Annotated in this window: 20 protein-coding genes and 2 pseudogenes; 17 read left to right on the top strand and 5 right to left on the bottom strand. The window is 59.4% G+C overall.

The window, feature by feature from the left end:
• The first annotated feature begins 309 nt into the window (after window positions 1-309).
• The 4 genes and pseudogenes from ABQJ48_RS23475 to ABQJ48_RS23460 form a co-directional block, all read left to right on the top strand.
• Window positions 310-2,955 carry a type VI secretion system Vgr family protein gene (locus ABQJ48_RS23475; protein ID WP_367840386.1) on the top strand — a complete coding sequence of 882 codons (2,646 nt, stop codon included), beginning with the start codon at window positions 310-312 and terminating at the stop codon, window positions 2,953-2,955.
• Window positions 2,956-2,959: 4 nt separating this feature from the next.
• The gene (locus ABQJ48_RS23470) at window positions 2,960-4,831 is read left to right on the top strand and encodes a phospholipase D-like domain-containing protein (RefSeq protein ID WP_367840385.1); all 1,872 of its coding nucleotides are present in this window, start codon (window positions 2,960-2,962) and stop codon (window positions 4,829-4,831) included.
• A 3-nt stretch (window positions 4,832-4,834) separates the two neighbouring features.
• On the top strand, window positions 4,835-6,118 hold the full coding sequence (locus ABQJ48_RS23465) for an SEL1-like repeat protein (RefSeq protein ID WP_367840384.1): 1,284 nt from the start codon (window positions 4,835-4,837) through the stop codon (window positions 6,116-6,118).
• Between the two features lie 26 nt (window positions 6,119-6,144).
• Window positions 6,145-7,146: pseudogene (locus tag ABQJ48_RS23460) on the top strand (SEL1-like repeat protein); the annotation flags it as partial.
• A gap of 119 nt (window positions 7,147-7,265) precedes the next feature.
• Here ABQJ48_RS23460 and ABQJ48_RS23455 read toward each other — a convergent pair.
• The 4 genes from ABQJ48_RS23455 to ABQJ48_RS23440 all read right to left on the bottom strand — a co-directional run bounded on the left by ABQJ48_RS23455 (window position 7,266) and on the right by ABQJ48_RS23440 (window position 13,547).
• A complete protein-coding gene (locus tag ABQJ48_RS23455; protein WP_367840382.1) occupies window positions 7,266-8,048 on the bottom strand; it encodes an amino acid ABC transporter permease in 783 nt (260 codons plus the stop codon).
• A 97-nt stretch (window positions 8,049-8,145) separates the two neighbouring features.
• Window positions 8,146-8,904: a basic amino acid ABC transporter substrate-binding protein gene (locus ABQJ48_RS23450; RefSeq protein ID WP_367840381.1), complete on the bottom strand. Its 759-nt coding sequence runs from the start codon at window positions 8,902-8,904 to the stop codon at window positions 8,146-8,148.
• Between the two features lie 1,276 nt (window positions 8,905-10,180).
• Window positions 10,181-11,365, bottom strand: a complete 1,185-nt coding sequence (locus ABQJ48_RS23445) for a porin (RefSeq protein ID WP_367840380.1) — start codon at window positions 11,363-11,365, stop codon at window positions 10,181-10,183.
• A 928-nt stretch (window positions 11,366-12,293) separates the two neighbouring features.
• Window positions 12,294-13,547: an MFS transporter gene (locus tag ABQJ48_RS23440; protein WP_367840379.1), complete on the bottom strand. Its 1,254-nt coding sequence runs from the start codon at window positions 13,545-13,547 to the stop codon at window positions 12,294-12,296.
• A 712-nt stretch (window positions 13,548-14,259) separates the two neighbouring features.
• Here ABQJ48_RS23440 and ABQJ48_RS23435 point away from each other — a divergent pair.
• From ABQJ48_RS23435 to ABQJ48_RS23415, 5 genes and pseudogenes are all read left to right on the top strand, one after another.
• On the top strand, window positions 14,260-15,303 hold the full coding sequence (locus tag ABQJ48_RS23435) for an MFS transporter (RefSeq protein WP_367840378.1): 1,044 nt from the start codon (window positions 14,260-14,262) through the stop codon (window positions 15,301-15,303).
• 224 nt (window positions 15,304-15,527) lie between these two features.
• Entirely contained in the window at window positions 15,528-16,595 is a 1,068-nt protein-coding gene (locus ABQJ48_RS23430; RefSeq protein ID WP_473094174.1) for an alpha/beta fold hydrolase, read from the top strand.
• Window positions 16,596-16,887: 292 nt separating this feature from the next.
• A complete protein-coding gene (locus ABQJ48_RS23425) occupies window positions 16,888-17,601 on the top strand; it encodes a FadR/GntR family transcriptional regulator (protein WP_367840377.1) in 714 nt (237 codons plus the stop codon).
• Window positions 17,598-18,959: a CynX/NimT family MFS transporter gene (locus ABQJ48_RS23420; protein WP_367840376.1), complete on the top strand. Its 1,362-nt coding sequence runs from the start codon at window positions 17,598-17,600 to the stop codon at window positions 18,957-18,959. The genes ABQJ48_RS23425 and ABQJ48_RS23420 overlap by 4 nt, the downstream gene beginning before the upstream one ends.
• A 218-nt stretch (window positions 18,960-19,177) precedes the next feature.
• Window positions 19,178-19,506, top strand: a pseudogene (locus tag ABQJ48_RS23415) (transposase); the annotation flags it as partial.
• Here the strand turns inward: ABQJ48_RS23415 and ABQJ48_RS23410 are convergent.
• The gene (locus ABQJ48_RS23410; protein WP_367840396.1) at window positions 19,478-19,711 is read right to left on the bottom strand and encodes a hypothetical protein; all 234 of its coding nucleotides are present in this window, start codon (window positions 19,709-19,711) and stop codon (window positions 19,478-19,480) included. The pseudogene ABQJ48_RS23415 and the gene ABQJ48_RS23410 sit on opposite strands and share 29 nt — an antisense overlap.
• A 493-nt stretch (window positions 19,712-20,204) precedes the next feature.
• Here ABQJ48_RS23410 and ABQJ48_RS23405 point away from each other — a divergent pair, with 493 nt between their 5' ends.
• Genes ABQJ48_RS23405 through nirD form a run of 8 tightly spaced genes read left to right on the top strand, consistent with a single transcriptional unit; the run spans window position 20,205 to window position 26,722 of the window.
• On the top strand, window positions 20,205-20,711 hold the full coding sequence (locus ABQJ48_RS23405; protein WP_367840375.1) for an SUF system Fe-S cluster assembly regulator: 507 nt from the start codon (window positions 20,205-20,207) through the stop codon (window positions 20,709-20,711).
• Entirely contained in the window at window positions 20,708-22,156 is a 1,449-nt protein-coding gene (sufB, locus tag ABQJ48_RS23400) for a Fe-S cluster assembly protein SufB (RefSeq protein WP_367840374.1), read from the top strand. The genes ABQJ48_RS23405 and sufB overlap by 4 nt, the downstream gene beginning before the upstream one ends.
• A 43-nt stretch (window positions 22,157-22,199) precedes the next feature.
• Entirely contained in the window at window positions 22,200-22,970 is a 771-nt protein-coding gene (gene sufC, locus ABQJ48_RS23395; RefSeq protein ID WP_367840373.1) for a Fe-S cluster assembly ATPase SufC, read from the top strand.
• Between the two features lie 16 nt (window positions 22,971-22,986).
• Window positions 22,987-24,321 carry a Fe-S cluster assembly protein SufD gene (gene sufD, locus ABQJ48_RS23390; RefSeq protein ID WP_367840372.1) on the top strand — a complete coding sequence of 445 codons (1,335 nt, stop codon included), beginning with the start codon at window positions 22,987-22,989 and terminating at the stop codon, window positions 24,319-24,321.
• Window positions 24,318-25,571, top strand: a complete 1,254-nt coding sequence (locus tag ABQJ48_RS23385; RefSeq protein WP_367840371.1) for a SufS family cysteine desulfurase — start codon at window positions 24,318-24,320, stop codon at window positions 25,569-25,571. Before sufD ends, ABQJ48_RS23385 begins: the two co-directional genes overlap by 4 nt.
• On the top strand, window positions 25,568-26,023 hold the full coding sequence (gene sufU, locus ABQJ48_RS23380; RefSeq protein ID WP_367840370.1) for a Fe-S cluster assembly sulfur transfer protein SufU: 456 nt from the start codon (window positions 25,568-25,570) through the stop codon (window positions 26,021-26,023). The genes ABQJ48_RS23385 and sufU overlap by 4 nt, the downstream gene beginning before the upstream one ends.
• Before the next feature lie 8 nt (window positions 26,024-26,031).
• On the top strand, window positions 26,032-26,400 hold the full coding sequence (locus tag ABQJ48_RS23375; RefSeq protein ID WP_367840369.1) for an SUF system Fe-S cluster assembly protein: 369 nt from the start codon (window positions 26,032-26,034) through the stop codon (window positions 26,398-26,400).
• A gap of 1 nt (window position 26,401) precedes the next feature.
• Entirely contained in the window at window positions 26,402-26,722 is a 321-nt protein-coding gene (nirD, locus tag ABQJ48_RS23370; RefSeq protein ID WP_367840368.1) for a nitrite reductase small subunit NirD, read from the top strand.
• Window positions 26,723-26,807 lie beyond the last annotated feature (85 nt).

Below are 26,807 nucleotides of genomic sequence, written 5' to 3'. Positions count from 1 at the left end.
ACGTTCCCACATCAGCGCTTTCTGCTTCTCGCTGTAATAAATCCGCCGTCGCTGTTTCATTTGCAACACTCCCAGCTGCTTGTGCAGTCTTAAGTGTGTTGCATCCACCGGTTGAATCCGCCCCGCCATATCAGACGCTTCTTGTTGAATGTCAATTTTTGTGAGGATTACTTGCCTCGCATGGCGACTTAACCATTGTTCATCCTTATCCGATTGTATTAAGGGCAGAGGTGCTCTAGCGTCGATCCGTCTGCAGGCAGGTCGCGATTTTGGTGTGTCCGCGTGCTGCAGAACTTCCAGGGAGAAGGCATGGCGGAATTCGATTCATTGTGGCGGGGCATCACGGGGCGGCAGGCGTATCACCTCGACGTGCCCGGCACGGACAGCGCGGCAGCGCTGTCAGTCGTGTCGTTCGAGGCCACGGAGAAGATGGGCGCGCCCACCGAAGTGCGCATCGAACTGACGCACCCGCAGCGGCTTGCGCGCGCCGACTATCTCAACCGCGACGCAACGTTTTCCATCGTGTCGGACGACGGGACCGTGCGGAAGTTTTCCGGCTTTATCGCGCGGTTTTCGACGGTGCAGACCACCAAGGACTACACCCAATACGAGACAGTCCTTAAATCGCACTTCGCGCGGCTGGAAGCGGTGACGCGCCGCAAGATTTTCCAGCAAGTGAGAACGCCGGACATTATTGCGGCGATCCTCCGCAGTCACGGATTAAGGGAGCATCAATTCCGGTTCCGTCTGCGCGGGCAATACCCCAAGCACCTGTTGCGCATGCAGCACCAGATGACCGATCTGGCCTATGTGCAGATGCTGATGCAGAAAGCCGGCATCTATTGCTATCTCTGCGAAGACGAGCACGGCGACGTGGTCGTATTTGGCGACGATATCGACCATTACATCTACGACGATCCCCGACGGGCGGTGCCGTACCGCGAGGCGGCGGGACTCGAAGCGGGCGGCGTGGAGGCGGTTACGGCGATCAAAACCCATACCGTGACGGTGCCGCAATCGTTCATCGTGGCGGATTACAACCCGGCCCAGGCCTGGGAGCGTTTGCGCGACGAAGCCAACGTCGCGCCGCAAGATACAACCACCTACGGCCAGGCGTATATCTACGCTACGCACCACCTGGACCAGGCGGGCGCGAAGTGGGAGGCGCAGCTTCGCCACGAAGCGGCCATCGCGTGGCAGATCGTGTACGAGGGCGAGAGCAACGTGCTGGCGCTGCAGTGCGCGAGCGTGCTGGAGATGGACACCACCTTGCCCGATGCGCCCAAAGGTCAGGTGATCGTCGAGGTCACGCACAGCGGCGCGCGTGACGCATCCTATTCGAACGGCTACAAGGCGATACCCGCAGACCGGCGCTTTCGCCTCAAGCTTGAACAGGAATCATGGGCCAAAGTGACCGGCACACTCTCTGCCCGCGTCACAAGCCCCGACAGATATTCCTACGCATACATCACCGCCAACGGCCACTATACGGTCCGCTTCGATTCGGACTTCGAGACGTGGCCCAATGGCGGCGAGAGCGTGCCGCTGCGCCTGGCAAAACCCTTCGCGGGCAAACTGCAAACCGGTATGCACTTCCCGGCGCTGGACGATGCAGAAGCCGTCATTACCTGCCGTGACGGCGACCCGGACAAGCCGGAAATCAGCGCCTTCCACCACCATAGCCAGGCGCGCGATTTGGTCACGAATGACCGGCGCTGGCTCTCGCGCAACATGATCCGCACGCAGAAAAATAACAAGCTGCGCATGGAGGATTGGGCGGGCCAGGAAGGCATCAAACTGAGCACGGAACATTCGGGCAAGTCGCAACTGAATCTGGGCTACCTGGTCAACAACAAGCTGCAGTACAGGGGCGAAGGCTTTGAAGCCCGCACGTCCGGTTACGGCGTGAACCGCGCGGGCAAGGGCATGATGTTCACGACCTACGACCGTCCCGGTGCGACCGGCAAGCAGCTCGACATGCAGGAGACCATCGCGCAGCTTGAGAGCGCGCTGGCGACCGCGAAGGCGCTCGCCGCGTCCGCTAGCAGCGCAAAGGCCGAACCCGCCGACACGGACGCACAGCAGCAGATAAAGAACGACCTGGACGGCCTGAACAAGCCTGGTATGCTGATGAGCACGGCCGCCTCCGCTGCCATCGTCGCGGGCCAGGGCATGCAGTTCGCGGCGCGGGAGAACATCAACGCCGTGGCCGGGAAAAATGCCGACTGGAGCGTGCTGAAGCGCTTCACGGTTGCGGCGGGCGAAAAGCTGTCACTGTTCGCCCAAGAACTTGGCATCAAGATTTTCGCGGCGAAAGGTCCGGTGGAAATTCAGGCGCAGACCGATGCCATGTCGCTGATCGCGGACCAGGACATTACCGTGTCGAGCGTCAACGGCACGGCCCGTATCGTAGCGAAGAAGGAACTGACGCTCGGATCAGGCGGCGCGTTCATCCACATGAAGGACGGCAACATTACGGTAGGCGGCCCGCTTGATCTGTTCATCAAGACGATCACGGTCCAGAAGCAGGGCAAGGCGTCGCTGAACATGCCGCTGGACCTGAACCACCCCGCGCTCGCCGGTATGCCAACCACGCCTCTCACGATTTACGCGTCCGCATCACCCGCGTCGCGGGCTGCGATTCCCGCAGGCATGCCCTACAAGCTGTTCGCCGCTGGCGCAATGGTGAAACAGGGCGTACTCGATGAAACCGGGCGACTGCAGGTCGATCATCATCCCACGACCCAGCAGTACACGCTCGAACTCGCAAGCGGCATCCAACATACGATTCCTGTTGGCAGGACATATCGCGGTGACGCAGCGAATGGCGATCTTGCGAACCAGGGCTTTCACTTCCATGAAAGTCAGCCATCAGGCGATATCAATCCACCTGGAGACCGTGCGTTGAACAGGCAGAGGTACAACACAGTGCTCAACCCCGAAGCGGAGCAATAAAAAATTGAGCAAGTCTTCTTCTATTGTGACGCCGATCGCACTCGATCACACGTCGTCGGCGCTGATATGCACGCCCTGGTTCGTGCAACTCACTGAGTATCCTCCAATGGCGGCATCGTATCGTCCTCTGGTTAACGGCGCGGAGGCGTTCGGCGCGTTATACGATGCGATCGAGAACGCCAGGCACACCATCGATTACATCTGTTGGGGTTTCCAGCCATCGATGTATTTCAAGCGGGATGGTGGCAATTCGCAGTGCATTGGTGATCTGCTCGCCAGGAAGGGGCAGGAAGGCGTGGAGGTTCGCCTGTTGGTCTGGGCAGACTCATTTGCTGTTGGACAATTCATCGAAAACGAAAATCCGGGATACGACCTTCTGCGGAGTGCAAAAACTCAAAACGAGAATACTACGCAGCGCGAGTATGACCGCGCCTGGTATTACCGCGCGCGAATCGCCGCGTCGCCGGAACAGGAGGCTTTGTCGGACGACCTGCGCGCGCATATGAGAGCCGCCTCGTCAAATTCATCGCCTGCGCCGAAACTGGCAGCGCAGCCGCTGACAAACATCGAGCTCGTAACCCGCGATTTTTCCCTGGCAGACCGTGTCGAGATTATGTACCGGGAAACTCTGCGGCGAGCGGACAAGGGGCTGAGTGAGGCGGCAGTCACAGTGGGTTTCGGTGGAGGGCCGTCGCACCACCAGAAGATGGTGATCGTCGACTACGAAGCCCCTGAGCATGCGGTCGGGTTCGTCATGGGACACAATACACTCGATGCTTATTGGGACGATGACGCGCATCGGTACGCCCGGATGAATGCGCGCTTTGGACGCAACGGCGAAACACCGCGTCAGGATATGTCAAGCATCATCACCGGCCCGATTCTGGAATGCCTCAACGCCAATTTTTGTAACGCGTGGAAGCACAATGCAAAGGTCGATCTGCTGACCAAGCGTAAGGCGTTGGCAACGCGACTGACGGTGCGTCAGGACTCCGGAACGCCTGTCATGGCGCAGATTACGCGCACTCAGTCTCAGGAAGGCAAGCAGGACATCAAGTCGCTTTACCTTCAGGCGGCGTGCAACGCGACGAAGTTTATTTACATCGAGAATCAGTATTTTCGCTGGGAGCCGTTGGCGGCGAAGATCAAGGAAGCTGCCGCGAAGCAGCTTGAGTGGGGGCGCGACCCTGGAAAACACGGGCCGATATATCTTTTCGTTGTGACCAACTCAAGCGATGACGGCATGGGCGTTGGCACCGACAGCACCTACAAGATGCTGGACAGTCTTGGACAGGCGAACCTTATGTCCGGTATGGCGAAACAAAATCAGGATATCCAGCAACAGCATGATGTCGCGAGTGCGGCGAATGAACTTGCGCTTGCACGGATGAGTTCTGATGCTGACGCCCCCGCACGGCAGAAGGCGGCCCAGAAGAAGCTTGACGAGGCTCGACAGGGCCGTAACGGGCCGCTCACACCGAAGGATATACCCGGTCTGAAGATCCATATCTGTACGCTGGTGGCACCGGATTCGCCGGGTAACAACTGGATGCCGGTTTATATCCACAGCAAGATCATGATTATCGATGATGTGTTCCTCACGCATGGCTCGGCGAACATCAACACGCGCAGCATGGAAGTGGATAGTGAAATGAATATCTGTCATGAGCATATGGGTGTGACGCAGCCGCTGCGTAGGAAGCTGTGGAATATCCACACCGGAGGGACGGGAGCGCAGGATGATCCCCAGGAAGCATATAAACGATGGGGTCGCACTATCGAGCGCAACGCGAGATTTCAGAAGGTTGGTCAACCTCCGGTAGCCTCCCTTATTGGTTTTTCACGCGCGTCAGCAAACCGAAGCAACATGGATTGATCCATGAGGAAAATGTTGACAATTGTGTTCCTTGCACTTTCCCTGTGTGCTTGCTCGAAAAAGGATAATCTCATGCCCTCAGCTTCCGATATGGCTGCTGTGCGCGCTAAACTGGTTTTTACGTGCACGCATGAAGCCGACCATTTGCCCTCGATTGACCCGGCTTCAGACCAATTGTTCAAGTATGGGCGTTACTTGGAAAAGGAATACGGTCCAAAAGAGTTTAACAAAATTGCCCGTTATTACCGGATTGCCGCAGCCTATGGTCACTACAAAGCCAACAACAATCTCCAGAATCTTCTGACATCGGGTCAGGCGTCTTCACCTGATGCACCTAGCGAAGCCATCGATCTCGCCCTGCAGTTGATTAAGGCGGGAGTGCCCGGTGGCTATTACGACATGGGCCACTATCTGGAAGAAGGCTACGGGGTTGAGCAAGATTCGGACAAAGCCCGTCGCTATTTCCGCAAGGCAGCGGACCTTGGTAGTCCCGATGCACAGTATTACGTCGCCGATCTCCTTTCTGCTCGGGACAAAGCGCCTGAGATTTCCCGTCAAATGAGCCAATGCGCGGCTAACCAAGGACTCGGTAAGGCGGCTAACTATCTAGGTATCGACTTTGCGACGGACCAACTTTTCCCAGACGCCGTCAAAGCATTTCAGATGGGCGTAGCGGCGGGCGACGCACAATCGGCACTGGCACTTCAAGAGGGCTTTAATGGCCCATCCGACAGCGATCGGCTAAATTATCTCGCGCTTCCACACGACCCCGAGCGCTCACGGCGGTACAAATTGATCGGCGATTTCATCGATGCCAATGACGGCTTGAATCCCAAGCTCCCCGACATCGACCAGATCGTGCCGCTACCGCCCGCGAAACTGCCCAAGTGGGACGGCACGTTCCAGTGGCAGAAGGAACAGGATGCAGCCAGGCCGCCGCAGAAACCCGACGAGAAGCTGGTCGAGCGCCTTGCTCGCGAGAAGAACCTCGATCCCGCGACAGGCATTCGACTCAACACCGAGCATGAAAAGCAACAGGACAGCCGCGTACCGCTGGGTACGGTTGTACACCCCGGCGAAGTGTGCCCGCAGGACGGTGTATGGTGTGTCCGGCGATTCGCATCAGTCAGCTACGACGCGACGCGCCGTTTCAGGAAAGGCGAGACGATGCCGCAACTTGCCCTGAACGATCCTCGTCCCATTCCGGGCCTGGACTGGCTGCTCGGCATGCGCGTACACCGCACCAACGAGGAATGGACACTCCAGTCCTACATTGACCGGTTGTAGTGAAGCAGAGCCGGATGGATTGATCCATGAAAAAAGTCCCGTTAGCCATTTGTCTCGCGTCGATGTTGTGTGCCTGTTCAAATAAGGAAAATTCAGTACCCTCAGCTTCCGACATGTCTGCCGTACGCGCCAAATTGGCTTTCACCTGTACCCATGAAACCGATCACTTGCCGGCGCTTGATCCGACCGCCGACCTGTTGTTCAGGTACGGACGCTACCTGGAAAAAAAGGACGGTCCAAAGGACTTTGATGCAATTGCCCGTTATTACCGCATTGCCGCAGCCTATGGTCACTACAAAGCCAACAATAATCTTCAGGGCTTACTCACGGACGGCTTCGCGTCGTCACCCGATGCCCCCAGCGAAGCCATCGATCTTGCGACGCAGTTAATCAATGCCGGTGTCCCGGGTGGGTACTACGACATGGGCCATTATCTTGAAGAGGGATACGGGGTCGAACAGGACGCGGACAAGGCCCGACGCTATTTCCGCAAGGCCGCCGATCTGGGCAACCCCAACGCGCAATCTTATGTTGGCGATCTGCTTGCGCCGCTGGACCGAGCACCGGATATCGCGAAGGAGATGCGTAAGTGTGCGATGGACCAAGGATTTGGTGATGCGGCCAGCACGCTAGGCATCGACTACCAAGCTGAAAAGCAATTCACTGAAGCGGCCAAGGCATTTCAAAGCGGGGTACGTGCAGGAGCTTCACAATCGGCCAGGTTTTTGGCGAATGGATTCAGCAGCAATCCATCGGATAAGCTTTACTACCTTGGCGTCAAGAACGACTCCGAGCGATCACGCCGCTATAAGCAGGTCGGTAAGTTTATCGACGATAACGACGGCCTGAATCCCAAGCTCCCCGACCTCAACCAGATCGTGCCGCTACCTCCCGCGAAGCTGCCGGAGTGGGACGGCACGTTCCAATGGCAAAAGCAACAGGACGCCGCCCGGCCGCCGCAGAAACCCGACGAGAAGCTGGTCGAGCGCCTTGCTCGCGAGAAGAACCTCGATCCAGCTACGGGGATTCGCACGCGCCTCCACGAAATACCTGTAACGGCCTCGAGAGCCATGGAATAAGCGCATGCACGCCAGATGCTGCTACTTCCATATAGCCCAGCTTTCCTGCGCGGTCCAATCTTTCAATGTCAGTGCGCGACGCGATCTGTTCGTGCCAGGTGATGCTCCAGCTTGTGCAGGCCGATCGTCAGCGCGAACGTCATCAGCCAATACGCTGCGGCTATGGTCAGGTACGGCTCCCAGTAGCGGCCGTATGCACCGGCCACGGTGCGCGCGGCATAGGCCATCTCACCCAGGCCGATCGCCGAGACCAACGACGTGTCCTTGAGCAGCGAAATCATGTTGTTACCCAGCGGCGGCAGCATGCGCCGAAACGCCTGCGGGATCACGACATAACGCATCGTCTGTCCATACGTCATGCCCAGCGACAGGCCCGCCTGCTTCTGCCCGCGTGAAATCGACTGGATGCCGGCGCGAAACACTTCCGAAATATACGCGCCGGAGTTCAGCGTCAGTGCCACCACGCCCGAGATCAGAGCCCCGTGATCCTGCTTCAGCGTGCGAGCCAGATCGCCGCTGATCAGAAGCCCGTGTACCGGGTGAATAAATACCGGCATCACCGCAAAATGCATCAGCAAAATCTGCACGAACAGCGGTGTGCCGCGAAAAAAGCTGACGTAGGCGGTCGACGGCCAGCGCAGCAGGTATTGGCACACCGCCCGCCACGGCTGATGTCTCGCCTCCGCCAGCCGCGCCAGCGCCAACAGCAGGCCCAAGGCGCAGCCCATCAGCACACAGACCACGGTCGTGCCGACGGTGACGAGCGCGCCTTGCAAGAACAGTTGCTTGTACTCCACCAGGACGTCGGGGCGGAACCACCCGAACCACAATATCGGATTGCTGTCTTCCATGTTCGCTTTAAAAAACGAAACGGCCGCAGCGCGGCCAAGGTCTTGTTTGCGCGACGGCCCGCGCGAGACGCTCGCGCGAGGCCGCATCACACCATGATTAAGGCTTGAAGTCCTGATTGAACCACTTCTTATAGATTACGTTGTAACTGCCATCGGCACGGATCGCAGCGAGACCGGCGTCGATTTTGTTCAGCAAGGCCTTATCGCCCTTGCGCACGACGATGCCATAGTACTCCTGGGGGAAGTTCGCATCTTCGACGGTCTTGAGGCCGGGATTCTGCGATACGCGGTAGGCGATGACACCGTTGTCGCCAATTGCCGCATCCACGCCGCCCGAAGCCAGCTCGGAGATAATGAGCGGCGTGCTCTCAAAACGGCGGATATTCGGATTGGTCTTGCCCACTTCACGGCTCATGACATCGTCGGCCGTCGAGCCGCTGACCACCGAGACCTTCTTGCCGTCCAAATCTTTTAGCGATTTCACCGGACTGTTCTTGGGCACGGCAATCAATTGGCGGGCATCGAAATACGGTGCCGAGAAGTCGAAACTCTGCTTGCGCTTGTCGTTGATAGTGACGCCGGAGATCACGAAGTCGACATCGCCATTGTTGAGCGACGCAAAGATGCTGGTGAACGGCGTATTCACAATACGCAGTTTCAAATGCTGCTGCCGGGCGATGGCATTGACGATGTCGATGTCGAAGCCGACGATCTGCTTGTCCTTGTTTTCGAACGCGAACGGGGTGTAAGTGGCACTCGATGCCACTACCAGTTCACGGTCTTGTGCCAGTGCCCCGGCAGACCAGAAAGCACAGGCGGCCACCGAGGTCACCAGTGTGAGAATAATTTTTTTCATTGCGGCATCACCTCGAGACAAGAACAAGAAGGAAATGATATGACTATCGCCAGAACTCTATCGAACCCAAAACGCTTGGATCCAAAGCTGCCACATGTAAGTGGCACGCCAGGATTCCGTGGCGAAGGATACAGCCTAATAGCCTTGGATGGCAAAAACGTCGGATGGCTCATACCAGTAACGGACGAGCAGTATCTCGTAGGACCGACGGAGAAGGGCAGAATGCAAAGCATCGATGCCGCGCGCTGTCGATGGCCATTGCGCCGGACGAATGCGGGAACGCGCTATTCGGCGGGCTCGAGGCGAGACCATCTCGACACGCACCGGTAACGCGCTGATTGACGGCAAGCACTGGGCGAAGATCGCGGCGCCGAGTATTGACACTCTGTTCGGCGCGGGGCACTACCTGGCCAACGCGACACTGCGTCACTGATCGCATTCGTTGCTTTGAGTCGGCCGTCGAATCCTCGGGCGCGACGACCGCCCCTTGGGTGAGGTCTAATGGAGGAAACTGACCGAAGGCGAACGGCAGTAGGCTTTTTCCAAGGTAAGCTTCGTCGCGGGACCGAACCTGTCACTACCCTTCGCTGAGGCCGATTACGGGGCGGTCATCCCGACAGTGTCATTGCTCGCAGTCGGGGTATCCGTTGGGCGAGGCATCTTTGGCGTATGACGTGGATCTCCCCCCTAAATCCACGGCGTTCGGTGCCGTTATACAGGTGCTTGACACGACTTGCGACCCGGCGCCGTAACGCCGCAATTGCTATGCTGGCTTGCAGCTATTCGGATTAAGACTCCGTGCATCCGCCGCACGCGCGGGCGGCGGAGTCGCACTGCCGCCGGTTGACACCCAATGCCAAACGGTGACGAGACTCGCGAGGGCTCAGGAGCTCGGTCGCAACCGGATCGAGGTTTATGGCGACTAGTTTTGCCCGAGGTCCGGATATTTTGCATTTCAAACGCGGCGAAAATGCGATCGCCTTGACAAGGTCATTGTCAACATTCGGCGCGGCCATATCGGACTCGGTACGGAAAAGAGCCGTGTCGGACGGAGAATGATTCCACAGGTCGCCAGTCCGCAAAGAATATTAGGACGGAGTGCGGGGGCTTCTGACCAATTGAAACGTCAATCGCGAGCCACCAGGTTAGCTGACAGATGTATGTCACGCCTTACCGACATGGCGGCCGTTGCCACAGCGCGACGTGTCATTGCGCGGCCCGGTCGAATATCCCCACCCGAGCGCTGGAGGGGGCATGAACGGGCCGGCTCCGGTGCTTAGAAGCGGGTCAGCATGCCGACGGCGCCCATCACCTGGTTGCTCGTCGCGGAGTTGCCTCCCGCGTTGTACATGACTGCGGTGTTGTTGTTGCCAATCGCGTGTTGATACATCGCTTCAGCGTACAGTTCCGTGCGCTTCGACAGCGAGTAACGCGCAATCGCATTGACCTGGTTCCACTTCGGATCGGTGCCGATGTTCGACTTGCTCACACCGTTCAAATGACCGTCCGTAAATGTATCCATGAGGCCGAGAGAGAGCGCAGGCGTCAGTGCGTACTTGACGTTCAGTTCGTAGTTGTCGAAGCGAACCGAACCGTTCGACGCCGTCAGGCCGAACGCGGACGTATTCTGGTACTGGCTGTGCGTGTAGACGAAGTTGATCGCTGCCGGGCCGAATGTATAGCCGACGCCTGCACCGACCGTGCGCTGCACGTCCGCCGTCAGATTGCCGCCGCCCGCGGTCGGCTTGAACTCGCTCGGGTCAGCCGCGACGTTCTGATTTACTGCGCCCGCAGGGGTACTGGCCGCCGCCGAGCCGTTGATCTGGAGGTAGGCCGCCGCCAGTCGCACCGGGCCGTTGTTGTAGCTTGCGCCGGCGCTATACGCACGATCGACGGCGAAACTCGTGCTGTTGCTGAATGCGTATACGCCGCCGAACTTGAAGCCGGCATAGTCGTTACTCGCGAACTTCACCGAGTTGCTTAAGCGGACAGTATGTTGCAGGTTGTCGTTGTCGTACACATGCGCGAAACCCGAGTCACCGAACGAGCCCGCCGTGCCGGACAGCGGCGCGACGAAGTCGACCATCGAGTCATACTGGCGGCCCATCGTGACGGTGCCGTAGTTGTTGGCGCTCAGGCCAACAAACGCTTGACGGCCAAACATCCGGCCACCCTGACCGAGCGTGCCGTTGTTGACGTTAAAGCCGTTCTCGAGCACGAAGATCGCCTTCAGGCCACCACCGAGATCTTCCGCACCGCGCATGCCGAACCGGCTGCCGCTGATGTTGCCGCTTGCGAGTGCCACGCGTGAACTGCCATGACCGGGGGCGCCATTCTGAACGTTGTTCGTAAATGCGATGCCTGCATCGACCAGACCGTACAACGTGACCGAGCTTTGAGCGTGGGCAGCGGACGCGGCAAAAACTGCGCAGCCGGCGACAGCAAAAGATATTTTTCTCATTAACTACTCCAGGTTTTTAGAACGACGGAAAAGCGCCGCGAGTATAAGAAGCCAAGTGGGGCATATTGGGGAAAGTACCGTGAAATACGCCATTGCTATAAACGCAATAACTATTCATAAATCCGCAACAAATGAAGCGCGCTGGTATGCTGTGGCGTGCGGTTAGCAGATCACCGCGCCGACCAGGAGCATTGCGCGTTGCGCTGCCGCAACGGCTTTTGGTAGTCCAGCTGGATGCACGACACCGGAGGTTTCCCTCCCCGTAGAGCGGCGAGGACGCTCATGCGTATCCGCGGCGGTGATGTGATGCCATAGAGGTAAGGCGGCAGTCGGCCATGCAGAGACGGTCGCGCGCGGAGTGTCAATGTTTCCAGTTCTCGGCTTCTCGGCCGTTCGGGAAGGGTTCCTGAAATCCACGCTTTTACCGAGTGTGATTTCGTCACAGCGCCTATGCGCCTAAAGTTCTGCGGCACTGCGCCGATATGTCAGTATGTTCATAAATCCCGGAGGGGAAGATGAGTCTGTCTATCAGTCCAGCAAGCGCAGCGATAGTGGCGGCCTCCGGTTTAGATTCAATTCTGTAGCGCTAAATCACAATTTCACAGCGACAGATGGCTTATCTGCCTCGTCGGTGACATCGATGACGGCAATCGATCCGCAGGAGACCTCCGATCGAGTCTCTAAATACCTGAATGCGATGACGATTAATTCGCGTACCGGTGCGGATGCGCAGAATGTCGCCAATGCCCTCGTATCGTCCATGCAGGCATTGATACTCCAACGGCCTGACCTTGCTAACGCACAATTCGATTTTCAGTCCAACAACGGAGCCGGTCGCGTCAAGCCGATCGCCATCCGGCAGGCATCGACGGCGAGCTGCTGTTCGCTCTCGACGCTTCAATGCGGACATTGGAAAGACGAAGGGTTATCAATATTCGGCGGGGCGTGCGTCGACGGTGTTGCTATTGAGGTCGCCGCGTGGAGGACACAGGTCTCTCAGTCCCGCTCCGAAGCTAAGCCAGACCATCAGAGAGCCGGTTGAAATGGCTCCAAGCGTGATAAACGCCGCCGGATAGCCGAAGCGATGCGCCAGTATGCCGCCCAGCGCCGGGCTCAAAGCCGCGCCCACACCCTGCACCGTCATTACGACACCCTGCCCAGCGTTGACCCGACCAGTCCCCTCCAGCAATCGAACCACGAGCGCAGGAACGGCGACGCTTTGCAGTCCCGCGCCGATGCCATCGAGTGCCTGAACCGGCCATACGCCCCACTGATGAATCACCCACGCGGCAATCATGCCGCGCAGCGGCAACGCAAGAAACGTTAGCAGGATCACCCACCAGTAACCGCGCCAGCGGATCAGACGGTAAGCGAACATGGCAGCGCCGACCATCACCAATTGTGCGATCACAATGGTTTCGGCCGTGAACGCGCTCGGGTCCCCTTGATGAGCGGCGACGACGGCAAGCCCATAGAGTGGGAGCATCGCAGCGTTGCCCAGGTGGAACACGGCGAGCGCAGCGGCGAGCACTATCAATGGCCGGCACTGGAGCAAGATGCGTAGGCCGCTGACCTGCCCATCGGCAACTTCTCCGGTCGAACCGTCGGAGCCCAGTCCACGCGCGACGTTATGGTCGATTGCGTCTCCGCGAATCATCGCCACCGCAATCAATGACAAGATCCCGAAGGCAGCGCTCAGCGCAAAAACAGCGCCGAAACCGTAACGCCAGCCTAGCCAGCCGGATAGTGCAGCGGCCACCACATTGCCCGCGTGATTGGCCACCTGATTGCGTCCAAACTGCCGGTCGAAGCCGCGCTGCCGCACGATGCCCAGCGTTAGGCCCGCCATGGCAGGCCCAAGCGCCGCTCCCGTAATCGCAGTTGCTACCTGCGATGCCGCGACCATCCAGTAATCGTGCGAGATCCACAGTAATCCCGATGCGGCTACGGTCATTACCCCCGCGACCACGACCAGCGCGCGTTTATGGCGAGTTGCATCGACAAGCGCTCCGGCGGGGGAGGTTGCGACCATACCTGCGATGCCGCCAATCGTCATGACCGTCCCGATCAGGTCAGTGCCCCAACCACGCGCCTGAAGGAACACACCGAGAAACGGGCCGATGCCGGCCTGCACGTCCGCAGCGAAGAAATTCAAGGCTTCCAGGGCGCGGTTAGCTCTCATGGGGCATGACCATACGTGTCGACCTTGCCTGCCTGTAATCGTGGAGTCGTTTGAATAAACGGTTCGTCACAATGCCGGCTCCTTGCAATAGGCTCCTTGCAACAGGCATATTCGGGGGCGCGGCGCGGCGCGGCGCGCTGCGCAGACCGGATGCCATCGCGCGTTACAGTGGCGTATGGCCGCAAAACCCATTCCTGAGCGGCCAGGCGTTGTCCTCGTGGACAGTCGCTGTTGACAGCATCGGCATCGTTCAATCGGGACAGGTAAAACCACTCTGTCAGCGACGCCCACGGCCGTCTGCTTTTGCTGTGCGTAAAGGTCTTCTTAGGGTCGACTCACGATCTATCGTCCATGTCGCACTACAGCTCCGACTGACTGACTATGGGAAGTACGATGGCAAGTCGCTAGCGGTCGTAGCGGATCGCTTCACAGACGCTCCTGCTGCAGACGCGCTTGACAAGCACTACTCGAAGTATCTCGAGGTGCAGCGGCAGAAAAGGCAGTGACTTAGCGATAGTCAGCCTAAGGACAGGCAATGAGTAAGGCTGGCAACAACGCTTTAAAGGTAGGCTGGGTATTGTTTGCGCTCGCCCTTGGCGCATTTGCGATCGGAACCACCGAATTGCGACCATGAGTCTGTTGCCGATGCTCGCGCAAGGACTTCACATGGATGCTCCCACCGCCCGCCATGTAATCAGCGCCTACGCAGTCGGTGTGGTTATCGGCGCGCCTTTGTTTTGGGGTACTGGGAGCGCGCCTCGCGCGCAGGACGCTCCTCGTGAGTCTCATGGGGATGTTCGCCGTGGGTAACGGATTGAGCGGGTTGAGCGCATTGGCGCCCACCTATCATGCGATGCTGTTCTTCCGCTTCATCAGTGGCTTGCCGCATGGTGCCTATTTCGGCGGCGCCGCGCTCGTTGCTACCACGCTGGTGCTGGAAAGCCCGCGGGTGGCCGCCGTCGGAAGGGTTTTCCTCGGACTGACATGCGCCACGATTGTAGGCGTGCCGCTCGCAAACTGGCTCGGGCAGGCCGTCGGTTGGCGCTGGAGCCTGGGCCTTGTTGGGGTGCTTGGGCTGGCGGCCATGATCATGGTACGGCTATTTGCTCCTCTGGCGCCGGCAACGACCCACGCCAGCCCATTGCGCGAACTTGGCGCGCTAGGGCAGCCGCAGGTATGGCTGACGCTGGGAATCGGCGCAATCGGCTTGGGTGGACTGTTCGCGGTTTATACCTATCTCGCGGACATTCTTGGCGCTGTCACGCACGTCGCAGTGGCTCAAGTGCCGCTCGTGCTCGCCGTGTTCGGGATCGGATTGACGATTGGTAACATCGTCGTGCCCATGTTCGCTGGCCGGGCGCTCATGCGAACCGCTGGCGTTTTGCTGGTTTGGAGCGCGGTATTCCTTGCGATCTTCCCGCTGGTCGCCATGAATGTATGGGCCGTCTCTGTCGATGTCTTTCTGATTGGCATGGGAGGCGCGTTGGCCACTGTACTGCAGACCCGCCTGATGGATGTCGCAGGTGACGCGCAAGGGCTTGCCGCGGCGCTGAACCATTCCGCGTTCAACAGCGCGAACGCGCTTGGCCCTTTTTTTGCCGGCCTTGCCATCGCCGGGGGGGAGGGATGGACTTCGCCGGGATTGGTGGGCAGCTATCTAGCGATAGGAGGCTTGCTACTGTGGTTGGTTTCCGCCCTGGCCGAGCGCAGACGAAATGTCAGTTCGCCTGCCGTGGCGCGCGACCTGATGTATTGAGACTGCGCAGGATTGCCGCGGCTGCTACGTATGGGGGCGACGCAAGCTCTTCCTTTAATCAGGGAACGCGGTGCGTTGCAAAATGGCAAGGGATATTTTGATGTGCCACCATCATGCCTTGCCTGGACCGCGTTCGCCGAACTCGCTCGCACCGGCGGCGAATCCTCGCAGCAGTGTTCGAAACCGTGTCACGGGTTTCCGTTGTCCTACTTTCCGTCCCTTCAATGAAAAAGTCCCATTGTCTTGTTTCGATTGTCGCTGCCGCGACGCTTCTCCTGTCGTCCACGTTGCCCATCACCTCCGCATTCGCGCAAACGCCCGCCGCCATGGCGCAGGACGGGCCGGTCTACGGCGCCGAACTTCAGGGCTTTGACTATCCCTATCCCGTCTCCTACTTCAAGTTCCATTCGCAACGACAGGACTTGCAGATGGCGTATATGGACGTCGCCCCAGATCCAAAGACGGCGAACGGAAGAACCGCGGTGCTCCTGCATGGGAAGAATTACTGTGCGGCCACCTGGGCGCCGACAATTAGTGTGCTGAGCAAAGCCGGCTATCGCGTGATTGCGATCGACCAGATCGGCTTTTGCAAATCGAGCAAGCCCGAGAATTATCAGTTCACGTTCCAGCAACTGGCGCGCAATACCCGCGACCTGTTGCAATCGCTCGATATCCAGCAGGCCACGATGATTGGCCACTCGACCGGAGGAATGCTCGCGATTCGCTACGCGCTAACCTATCCTCAGCAAACAGAACAACTCGTGCTGGTCAATCCGATTGGACTGGAAGACTGGGGGGCGAAAGGCGTGCCGCCGGTCTCCGTCGATCAATGGTATGAGCGTGAGTTGCACACTTCGGCTGATCGCATCCGGAATTACGAAAGGAACACTTATTTCGCGGGCCAATGGAGAGCCGATTACGAACCGTCAGTTCAAATGCTCGCGGGTATGTATCGCGGACCGCAAAGAGATCTGGTGGCGTGGAACTCGGCGCTGCTGTACCACATGATCCTGACGCAACCGGTCTATTACGAACTGTCGCAAATCAAGACGCCGACGCTGTTGATGGTTGGAGACAAGGACACGACCGCGATCGGTAAAGAGTTTGCACCGACCGGGATTCGCCCCTCTCTCGGCAATTATCCACAACTTGCACATCAGGCCGCCGCTGTGATTCCACACGTCAAGCTCGTCGAGTTTCCGAGCGCAGGACATGCGCCACAGATGCAGGATCCGGACGCGTTTCATGCGGCTTTGCTTCGCGGAATGACCCATCCGGGCGCGACAAATTAATTCACATACCGCGCCGATTAAAGTTTGAACCGGGGAAGAAATCGGCCTGAGCAGGAGCGGTTGTGGATCGATGTATGGGATCTCGGGATGGTTGTCTTCCTTCGTATGAAGATGAATTTCTCCTGCGCGGCGAACGACGCCAGGCGGACCCGGAAGCGCTAGCAGTGTCGTGTACCAGCGCTGGACGACGTCTTTGCGCGGTTCGCCTGCCGAAGCGAACGTTCGTGGCTCGCCTTGACACAGACTCGGATCTCATTTAAATTCATTGAATGAATCAATCAATAATCAATAAATGAAAGTTCATCTCTCCAGTCAGCGATTTGGGCAGCCTGCCGCACGCCTATCACTCGTCGATTCGGCCGCCGATATCTTGCGTGAACGTATTCGTAGCGGTGTGTGGAGGGTAGGCGACAAACTGCCAATCGAACCTGAGCTGGCAATCCTTCTCGAGGTCAGTCGTGGAACAGTGCGTGCGGCTGTGCGCAGCCTTGTCGTCGAGGGATTACTGAACGTGCGTCAGGGGGCGGGTACCTTTGTGGCATCAGCCAGGGAGCGTTCAGCTGAAGTAAAGCGGCTACGGCGTATGGGCCTGCGGAGTCAGTTCGAGGTACGCCGCGCACTTGAAGTGGAGGCCATGCGCCTTGCGGCTGTGCGGGCGACAGCGCGCGACCTCAAGCAATTGCGCTCGTTGCTTGAGAAGCGCGGTCACTGGCTCGGCGTCGAAAGTGACAAGGTGCGATTTGTTGCCGATGACTACCTGTTCCACCTGGCGATCGTAAAGGCGGCGCACAATCCCGCACTTCTTGAAACTTACGAATTCCTCTCGATGGCGGTGAATGAAACCATCGCATCGACGCTTGAAGTCGACATTCCTGAACCCGATTACGAAGCGCATCGCTCGTTGATCGACGCCATCGAGTCGCGCTCTCCCGATATAGCGGAAAAGGCAGTCCGCGATTTCATGGATTTCATTTTTGTCGCGTTGCCGGAGGTGTCTCGCTCATGAGCCCGGAGATTTCCGATTCATTGCTCGCCGCTCAGAAGTACGCCGGTTCAAGAGAATTGCAGCCTGCCGCCGACATGACGCTTGCAGACGAGCAGCTGATCGATGCGCAGGTTGATTCCGTGCCGCCGCCCAAGGCTGAAGCACTCACTACTGTTCGCGGGAAGGTATTGCTTGGAGCCAGCCTTGTGCTGGTCGCGCTCAATCTCCGTCCGCTGTTTTCGAGCCTCGGTTCGTTGCTGCCTGAAGTGGCCCGTGCGAATGGCCTTGCGCCCGCGATGGCGAGCGCGCTCACGACCTTGCCGGTCCTGTGCCTTGGCATCTTTGCGCCGGCCAGTCCTGCGCTTGCACGCCGGTTTGGCGCCGAACGGATCATTTTCTGGCTGATGGTGCTGCTTGCGGTTGGTACCGCGTTGAGGGTGACCGGGCCGATCGTCGCGCTATTCGCGGGCACGATCCTCGCTGGCGCTTCGATCGCGGTCATTAACGTGCTGCTGCCCGGCCTGATCAAACGGGACTTTGCCGAACGTACTGGTCTGATGGCGGGACTGTACACAATGGCGTTGTGCGCGGGTGCCGCCATGGCGGCCGGATTGACCGTGCCACTCGAACGGCGGTTCCACGGTGCATGGGCACCCGCACTGGCCTTCTGGGCATTACCGGCTCTCGTCGCAGCACTCTGCTGGCGTCCTCATTTGCGCTCGCCGCAGGTGGTCCGTCATCAAGCGCGGTTCGTGTCGCGTGGCCTGTGGAAGTGCCCACTTGCATGGCAGGTCACGACCTTCATGGTGCTTCAGTCGATGCTGTCATTCACCGTGTTTGGATGGCTGGCTCCAATCCTGCGTGATCGCGGTGTCCCGGCCGACCACGCTGGTCTGGTGGTGTCGGTCTCGGTGATCCTGCAGACGCTGGCGTGCCTGGTAGCGCCTGCTACGGCAGCGAAGCTTCCAAACCAGCGTGTGCTCAATGCCGTCGTGGTTGTACTTGCTGTAAGTGGTTTCCTTGGCTGTCTGTTTGCTCCACTTTCAACGCTTTGGTTTTGGGCGGTTGTACAGGGGCTCGGCCAGGGCGCGCTCACCTCGGTAGCGTTGACGCTGATTGTGCTGCGCTCGAAAAACGCACACGTTGCCGCCGAACTTTCCGGGATGGTGCAGGGAGTTGGCTATGGCGTCGGAGCGGCGGGCCCATTGCTGGTTGGTGTGTTGCATGGATCGACGGGAAATTTCGATAGCGTGGGATGGATGTTCGCCGCGGTTGGGGTCGCTGCTATCGTTTTTGGCTTGCTTGCAGGGCGCGCACGTCACGTGAAAGGCGTGTTGTACGAAATCCGCATGATCGAGCGGATAGTCACTGAAGTGTGACCCAAGTGCAACGATGCGCTCGCGCCTCTGATGGATCGTTGGTGGTTATATACCGTCCGAGCGGATCCGTGACTGATATCGCTGAATGCGCGGACGTCCGTTCCACATCTCAACCCGCCATAGTCGGGCTGACACGTTGAAGAGCCGGTACGGGTCGAGCTTGTGTGAAAACACGCTGATCACCTAGACTGGATTAACTCATTCAGCAGTGTGACCGGATGAAGCGATTCATAGAAGGTGAAGACCGCAAGCAGGTGACGCTGCTTCCAGAATGCCCCGATGATTTCGCCGCCGAGGACAATCCGGTCAGGCGTTCGTTGAAGAGCTTGAGCTTGGCTCACTGGGCTTCGATGGCGCGATGCCGTCGACTACAGGTCGGCCGTCCTATCATCCAGCAGTGCTGCTGAAGATCTATATCTACGGCTATCAAAACCGGGTCCAATCGAGCCGTCGCGTGGAACGGGAGTGTCAACGCAACGTTGAATTGATGTGGCTCACGGGTCGTCTGGCGCCGGACTTCAAGACGATAGCCGACTTCCGTCGCGACAAGCTTGGCCGACTATCTCTGCAACAAGATAAGCCCAGCGACGAGAGAACGGCCCGCCACGAACTTTTATGCGCTCGCCGATTGCCGCGACGCCCGGAGGTTGGGTGGCGCCTTCGATACGAAACCAGACGTCGAACGTGCCCTTCGACGTGGATACCAACTCAACGTGAATTTCGCATCCACGATATTCGACCTTTGGCTGCATGGAGATCTCCGGTTCCGGCTATGTGGGGACAGAACCGGGGCTAATTTGGTTGCGCTCGATGCCGGTCGGCGCCACGAGTTTGGGACCTGTTGAGCGCTTTGCATCATGCCGTCGCCTCCATCTACCTGCAGCGGAAGTCGGTGCAATCCACCCATATCTTGTGCACAGGGACGGCGAATTAGCGGGCCACGGCGACCACAGCCCGGCGATGACCTCGGCTCATGGGGTTAAGCCACGATGGGTAATCGTGGGCGATATGGCGTTCCATAGCCGCTCCTCAGGAAGACCCATGCACGGACAAGGTCTTGCATACAGGTCTAGAATGAAATCAACGTAACCGTCGTACATCGAAATGCTTCTCCGAAAACGGGAAGCGGTTGGCGACGTGGCCAGGAATCCCCGCGCAGGACGGTGTCCTTCACTGCAAACGTGCCGATTCCATTATGGTCGAATCAGGACTAAATAGGTCCTGATTAAGACGGGAGGTATTCCGATGTTGCGCATGAGCAAACTGGCCGACTACAGCACGGTGATCATGACCGCGATGGCGCGCGACCCGGACACCGTCCATAGCGCGAGCAGCATCGCGGCGGCGACCGGCGTCGCGATGCCCACCGTGTCAAAGGTGCTGAAAGTCCTGACGCGGGGCGGTGTCGTGGAGTCGCTGCGCGGCACGAACGGCGGTTACCTGCTGCCGCGGCCGCCCGGGCGGATCACGCTGGCGGAGGTGATCGCCGCGGTCGACGGCCCGATCGGGATCACCGAATGCAGCACGCAGCCAGGCCTGTGCATCCAGGAGACGGTGTGCGCGGTGCGCGCCAACTGGCAGAAGGTCAATCGCGTGATCTACGAGGCGTTACAGCAGGTCACGCTGGCGGACATGGCGGGACCGACCTTGCGCGCGGTCGATATCAGCGCGATCCGCGCGCGCAGCATTCCCCGCCGCCGCACCGACGCGACGCCCCTGGCGCGCAAAACGACTAACGGAGGCTGCGCATGAGCGCATCTACAACCGGTTTCGACGAACTGATCAGTCGCGAATACCAGCATGGTTTCGTGACCGACCTGGCGGCCGACGCGTTGCCGAGCGGGCTGAGCGAGGACGTGATCCGGCTCATTTCCGCAAAAAAAAACGAGCCGGCGTTCATGCTCGAATGGCGGCTCGCGGCCTATCGGCACTGGCTTACGATGACCGAGCCGCATTGGGCGACGGTCCGGCATCCGCCGATCGACTACCAGAGCATCGTCTATTATTCCGCGCCGATGGCGCAGAGGAATCGTCCGAAGAGTCTCGATGAAGTCGATCCGGAACTGCTGCGTACCTACGAAAAGCTGGGTGTGCCGCTGAGAGAACGCGAACTCCTGGCAGGCGTCGCGGTGGACGCGGTATTCGACAGCGTCTCGGTCGCCACGACGTTCCGCGACAAGCTTGCGGAACTCGGCATCCTGTTCTGTTCGTTCTCGGATGCCGTGCAGCATCATCCTGAGCTGGTGCAGAAGTATCTCGGCTCGGTGGTGCCGCATACCGACAATTTCTTTGCTGCGCTGAATTCCGCCGTGTTCAGCGACGGCTCGTTCTGTTACATCCCGCGGGGCGTGCGCTGCCCGATGGAGCTATCGACGTACTTCCGCATCAACGCGCAGAACACCGGGCAGTTCGAGCGCACACTGATCATCGCGGACAGAGGCGCGTACGTGAGCTATCTGGAAGGCTGCACCGCACCAATGCGCGACGAAAATCAGCTGCATGCCGCGGTGGTCGAACTGATCGCGCTGGAAGGGGCCCAGATCCGCTATTCGACGGTGCAGAACTGGTATCCGGGCGATGCGTCAGGCAAGGGCGGCATCTACAACTTCGTGACCAAGCGTGGCGATTGCCGCGAGGCGAATTCGAAGATTTCGTGGACCCAGGTGGAAACCGGTTCGGCGATCACGTGGAAGTACCCGAGCGTGATCCTGCAGGGCGATAACTCGGTTGGTGAATTCTATTCGGTGGCGCTGACCAATCACTATCAACAGGCCGATACCGGGACGAAGATGGTTCACCTCGGCCGCAATACGCGCAGCACGATTCTGTCGAAAGGCATTTCAGCGGGCCGCGGAAAGAATGCGTACCGCGGCCTCGTGAAGGTCGGCCGTGCGGCCGAAGATGCGCGCAATTACACACAGTGCGAGTCGCTGTTGCTCGGCGACCGTTGCAGCGCACATACGTTTCCCTATATCGAGGTCAAGAACCCGACCGCGAAGGTCGAGCACGAAGCGTCGACATCACGCATCGGCGAAGACCAGCTGTTCTATTGCCGGCAGCGCGGGCTGTCTGCGGAAGATGCGGTGTCGATGATTGTGAACGGCTTCTGCAAGGAAGTCTTCAAGGAGCTGCCGATGGAGTTCGCTGTCGAGGCGCAGAAGCTGCTCGGTGTCAGCCTGGAGGGCAGTGTGGGCTAACCGTTAGCACCTGGCCCACGGTGATTCGCGAGGAATTGGAACCATGCTTGAAATCAGCAATCTGCAAGCCGAAGTCGACGGCAAGAAAATTCTGCGCGGGATCGATCTGAGCGTGAAGGCCGGCGAGGTGCACGCGATCATGGGCCCCAACGGTTCGGGCAAGAGCACGCTTGCCCACGTGCTGGCAGGGCGCGAGGACGTTGTCGTGACCGGCGGAACGGTCTCGTATCTCGGTCGCGATCTTCTCGCGCTCGCGCCTGAAGAGCGCGCGCACGCGGGTCTGTTTCTCGCGTTCCAGTATCCCGTTGAGATACCCGGTGTGAGCAATGTTTATCTGCTGAAGGCAGCGTTGAACGCGCAGCGCCGGCATCGTGGCGAGCCGGAACTCGACGCGATGGAGTTTCTGCAACTGGTCAAGGACAAAATGACGCTGATGCAGATGGACGAGACCCTGCTGTATCGCGCAGTCAACGAAGGCTTTTCCGGTGGAGAAAAGAAGCGCAACGAGATCCTGCAGATGGCGGTGCTGGAGCCCCGGCTCGCCATTCTCGACGAAACGGATTCCGGACTTGATATCGATGCGCTGCAGGTCGTTGCGCAGGGTGTCAACAGCATGCGCAGTGCAGAACGGGCGATTGTGCTGGTTACGCACTATCAACGACTGCTGGATTACGTCGTGCCGGATCGCGTCCACGTGCTGGCGAGCGGCCGGATCGTAAAGTCGGGGTCGCGTGATCTGGCCCTGGAGCTGGAACGCAACGGCTATGGCTGGATCGAGGATGAGGCCGGCAATCAGCCAGCGGACTCAGTGTAGCAAGTGCGGGGCACTCATGAAAAACGAATCGCTCAACTTCTTCCACCAGGCTTTTGGACAACTCGCGAAGACGTTGCCCGGCGCCGAGTTGTCGTGGCTCCGTACCGCGCGCCGAAGCGCCTTCGAACAGTTCGACGCGCTCGGCTTTCCGACCACACGCCACGAGGACTGGAAGTACACGAACGTGTCGGCGATCGGCAAGCGTCCCTGGCATTTCGCGCCGCAAAGCACCGGCCCCACCGACGATAGCGGCGTGCGACGCATCGTCGATGAACTCGTGCTGGACCATGCTGGTCATCGACTGGTCTTTGTCAACGGTCGGCATGTGCCGCGGCTGTCGAACCTGAATGGCTTGCCGCATGGGGTATTTGTGGGCTCGCTCGCGCGGGCGTTAAGGGAAATACCACAACGACTGCAAGCGGCGTTCGCCTCGCGGACGTATGCCGACGGCTTTACCGCGCTCAACACGGCGTTTCTGACGGATGGATTTGTCGTCGTGCTACCGCCTGGCGAGGTCATCGATCAACCGTTGCACATGCTATTCCTGACTGACGAAGCCGGTCTTGCGGTGCAGCCGTTCAATGTCGTGCATGCGGGAGCACGCTCCGGCTGCACGATCGTCGAGCACTTCGTAGGGGTGGGCGACGACGCGTATTGGACCAATGCAGTGACCCGCATCGTCGCAGACGAACAGGCGGACGTGCAGCACTACCGGTTACAGCAGGAAGGCTCGAAGGCGTTTCATATCGCGTCGGTCGCAGTTGCGCAGCAACGCGCCAGTTGTTTTGCATCGCATGCGTTCGCCTTCGGCGGTGCGTTGTCGCGCACGGGCATCGGCACGAGCCTGAACGCCGAAAACGCACAAGCTACGTTGAACGGGCTCTATTTCGTTGGTGGCCGGCAGCTCGTCGATCACCACACGCGCATCGATCACGCAGAGCCGCATGGCTCGAGTCGCGAATACTACCGCGGCGTGCTCGACGGCGCCGCGCGCGGCGTGTTCAACGGGCGCGTCATCGTGCATCGCGATGCGCAGCACACAGATACGCATCAGGCGAATCACAACCTGCTGCTGTCGCGCGACGTGGAAATCGACACGAAGCCACAACTCGAGATCTACGCCGACGATGTGAAATGCACACACGGTGCGACGGTCGGTCAACTTGACGAAAACCAGTTGTTCTACCTGCGTGCGCGCGGTGTCGAAGCGCGCATGGCGCGGGCGCTACTGACCTACGCATTTGCGCGCGACATTGTCGAACGTGTGCGCATCGAATCGCTTCGGGGTCGGCTCGAACGGCTGCTGCTCGCGCGCACCCCGGAAGGTGAGCGCATCGGGGAGCTGCTATGAAGCCGATTGAACGGATGCAGGTGCCAGATCCGCGCAATGTCGAGCACTGGCGGGCCGATTTTCCGATTCTGGGCGAGCGCGTGCATGGTCGGCCATTGGTCTATCTCGACAACGGTGCGACTACGCAAAAACCGGCGTCAGTCATCTACACGGAAAACGCCTACTACCGGCATAGCAACGCCAACGTGCACCGCGGCGTGCATCTGCTGTCGCAGCGTGCAACCGATGCGTTCGAGGCAGCACGCGCGAAGATCGCACGCTTCATCAACGCGCAGCGTCCGGAGGAGATCGTGTTTGTACGTGGTACGACCGAAGCGATCAATCTCGTCGCCCAGAGCTTTGTGCGCCCGCAGCTCAAGCCTGGCGACGAAATCCTGATCAGCGCGATGGAGCACCATTCAAATATCGTGCCGTGGCAGATGGTCTGCGAGCAAACTGGGGCGGTGCTGAAAGTCGTGCCGATTGACGATACGGGCGCACTTGATGCCGGCGCGTACGAGCGCTTCTTGAACGACCGTACGCAGCTGGTCGCGATTACGCATCTGGCTAACGCGCTCGGCAGCATCAATCCGGTAGAGCTGATCGTTGCAGCGGCGCACGCGAAGGGCGTGCCGGTGCTGCTGGATGGCGCACAGGCGATCTCGCATCTGCCGGTCGACGTCCGCGCGCTCGGTTGTGATTTCTACGCGTTCTCTGGGCATAAGGTTTACGGGCCGACTGGTATCGGCGTGCTGTACGCCAAGGCCGCGCTGCTTGAGGCGATGCCGCCGTGGCAGGGCGGTGGCGACATGATCCGCTCGGTGACGTTCGAGAAAACGGAATACAACGCGATTCCGTGGAAGTTCGAGGCAGGCACGCCGAACATTGCCGGCGCGATTGCGCTGGGTGCGGCGCTTGACTATGTCGACCGCATCGGCATGGAAGTCATCGCCGCGCACGAGGCCGACCTGCTTGCTTACGCCACGGATGCATTGCGGGGAATTCCGGGCCTGCGTCTCATCGGTACCGCACGCGACAAGGCGAGCATCCTGTCATTCGTGCTCGACGGCGTGCATGCGCATGATGTCGGCACGATTCTCGATCATCACGGCGTCGCCGTGCGGGCGGGCCACCACTGCGCGATGCCGGTGATGCAGCGGTTTGGCGTACCGGCGACAGTGCGCGCGTCACTCGCCCTTTACAACACGCACGAGGATATCGACGCCCTGATCGAAGGTCTCGGCAGGGTCAGGGAGGTATTTGGCTCATGAGTGATCTGCGCGACCTGTATCAGGAAGTCATCTTCGACCACTACCGGCGGCCGCGTAACTGTCATGGGCTGGTCGACGCCAATCACAAGGCCGAGGGCTACAACCCGTTGTGCGGCGACCAGATCACGCTGTATCTGCGAATCGAAGATGGCGTCGTCAAGGACGCAAGTTTCGAAGGCGTGGGCTGTGCGATTGCGACCGCGTCCGCGTCGCTAATGACCGAGGCACTAAAAGGCAAAACGGAAGCGGAGGCCGAAGCGCTGTTCGGACGTTTTCACGACATGGTGACAACACCCGCTGCAGGTCAGGCGGCAGCCGCGTCGGCATTGGGCAAGCTGGCGGTGCTGTCCGGCGTGCGTGAATTTCCCGAGCGCGTGAAGTGCGCGACGCTCGCGTGGCACACGTTGCATGCGGCGCTGCACGACGGGGATCGCCGCGTTTCGACAGAGTGAGGCAGACGATGAGCACATTTGACTGGCTCAAGCGCGCTGAGGCCGCACAGCCTGGCAGCGGCGCAACAACAGAACGTCTTGAAGAACGCGTGATCGACGCGCTGCGCACCGTGTTCGACCCGGAGATTCCGGTCAACATCTACGACCTGGGGCTTGTCTATGGTCTCGACGTGGACGACGCCGAAGGTCGCGTCGAAATCCGCATGACGTTGACCGCCCCTGGCTGTCCGGTCGCGCAGACCTTCCCGGCGACGGTTGAGGATGCGGTGTTTTCTGTGAACGGTGTGAACGACGTGCACGTCGAACTGGTGTGGGATCCGCCGTGGTCAAGAGAGCGCATGTCGGACGCGGCACGCCTGCAATTGGGGATGCTTTGATATGTCTGACTGGGTCGATGTCGCCGCGATCAAGGATGTTCCGCCCGGTGCTAGCCGCAGCGTCGAGGTCGATGGCACGCAGGTTGCCGTGTTCAATGTCGACGGCACTTGCTATGCAATCGAGGATATCTGCCCGCACGACGGCGGCATCCTGACAGGCGGTGTGGTGGAAGGCGACGTGGTTATCTGTCCGCGCCACGGTGCGCGGTTTTGCATCAGGACGGGGAAGGTGTTGGCGCCGCCGGCTTATGAGGATGTGGTGGTGTTTCCAGTGCGGATCGAAGCGGGCATCGTTCAGGTGCGTGATGAGCGGTGGGATTGAATCAGGTCAAGAGGAGGGGCTTGTCGACTTGCTGGGCGAACACTCAAGGCAGGGTCAGGCAGCACACATCGGCGGATGGCTAACA

Origin of the sequence: Paraburkholderia suaedae (assembly GCF_040812055.1) — a bacterium.
Classification (GTDB): Bacteria; Pseudomonadota; Gammaproteobacteria; order Burkholderiales; family Burkholderiaceae; genus Paraburkholderia.
The sequence above is the reverse complement of the archived record's forward strand: the minus strand, read 5'-3'. Positions and strand labels throughout refer to the sequence as shown.

Coding starts and splice junctions, on each gene's coding strand:
- ABQJ48_RS23475 (WP_367840386.1), top strand. CDS start 310: ATGGCGGAATTCGATTCATTGTGGCGGGGCATCACGGGGCGGCAGGCG.
- ABQJ48_RS23465 (WP_367840384.1), top strand. CDS start 4,835: ATGAGGAAAATGTTGACAATTGTGTTCCTTGCACTTTCCCTGTGTGCT.
- ABQJ48_RS23455 (WP_367840382.1), bottom strand. CDS start 8,048: ATGGAAGACAGCAATCCGATATTGTGGTTCGGGTGGTTCCGCCCCGAC.
- ABQJ48_RS23450 (WP_367840381.1), bottom strand. CDS start 8,904: ATGAAAAAAATTATTCTCACACTGGTGACCTCGGTGGCCGCCTGTGCT.
- ABQJ48_RS23445 (WP_367840380.1), bottom strand. CDS start 11,365: ATGAGAAAAATATCTTTTGCTGTCGCCGGCTGCGCAGTTTTTGCCGCG.
- ABQJ48_RS23440 (WP_367840379.1), bottom strand. CDS start 13,547: ATGAGAGCTAACCGCGCCCTGGAAGCCTTGAATTTCTTCGCTGCGGAC.
- ABQJ48_RS23430 (WP_473094174.1), top strand. CDS start 15,528: ATGAAAAAGTCCCATTGTCTTGTTTCGATTGTCGCTGCCGCGACGCTT.
- ABQJ48_RS23425 (WP_367840377.1), top strand. CDS start 16,888: ATGAAAGTTCATCTCTCCAGTCAGCGATTTGGGCAGCCTGCCGCACGC.
- ABQJ48_RS23420 (WP_367840376.1), top strand. CDS start 17,598: ATGAGCCCGGAGATTTCCGATTCATTGCTCGCCGCTCAGAAGTACGCC.
- ABQJ48_RS23410 (WP_367840396.1), bottom strand. CDS start 19,711: ATGCAGCCAAAGGTCGAATATCGTGGATGCGAAATTCACGTTGAGTTG.
- ABQJ48_RS23405 (WP_367840375.1), top strand. CDS start 20,205: ATGTTGCGCATGAGCAAACTGGCCGACTACAGCACGGTGATCATGACC.
- sufB (WP_367840374.1), top strand. CDS start 20,708: ATGAGCGCATCTACAACCGGTTTCGACGAACTGATCAGTCGCGAATAC.
- sufC (WP_367840373.1), top strand. CDS start 22,200: ATGCTTGAAATCAGCAATCTGCAAGCCGAAGTCGACGGCAAGAAAATT.
- sufD (WP_367840372.1), top strand. CDS start 22,987: ATGAAAAACGAATCGCTCAACTTCTTCCACCAGGCTTTTGGACAACTC.
- ABQJ48_RS23385 (WP_367840371.1), top strand. CDS start 24,318: ATGAAGCCGATTGAACGGATGCAGGTGCCAGATCCGCGCAATGTCGAG.
- sufU (WP_367840370.1), top strand. CDS start 25,568: ATGAGTGATCTGCGCGACCTGTATCAGGAAGTCATCTTCGACCACTAC.
- ABQJ48_RS23375 (WP_367840369.1), top strand. CDS start 26,032: ATGAGCACATTTGACTGGCTCAAGCGCGCTGAGGCCGCACAGCCTGGC.
- nirD (WP_367840368.1), top strand. CDS start 26,402: ATGTCTGACTGGGTCGATGTCGCCGCGATCAAGGATGTTCCGCCCGGT.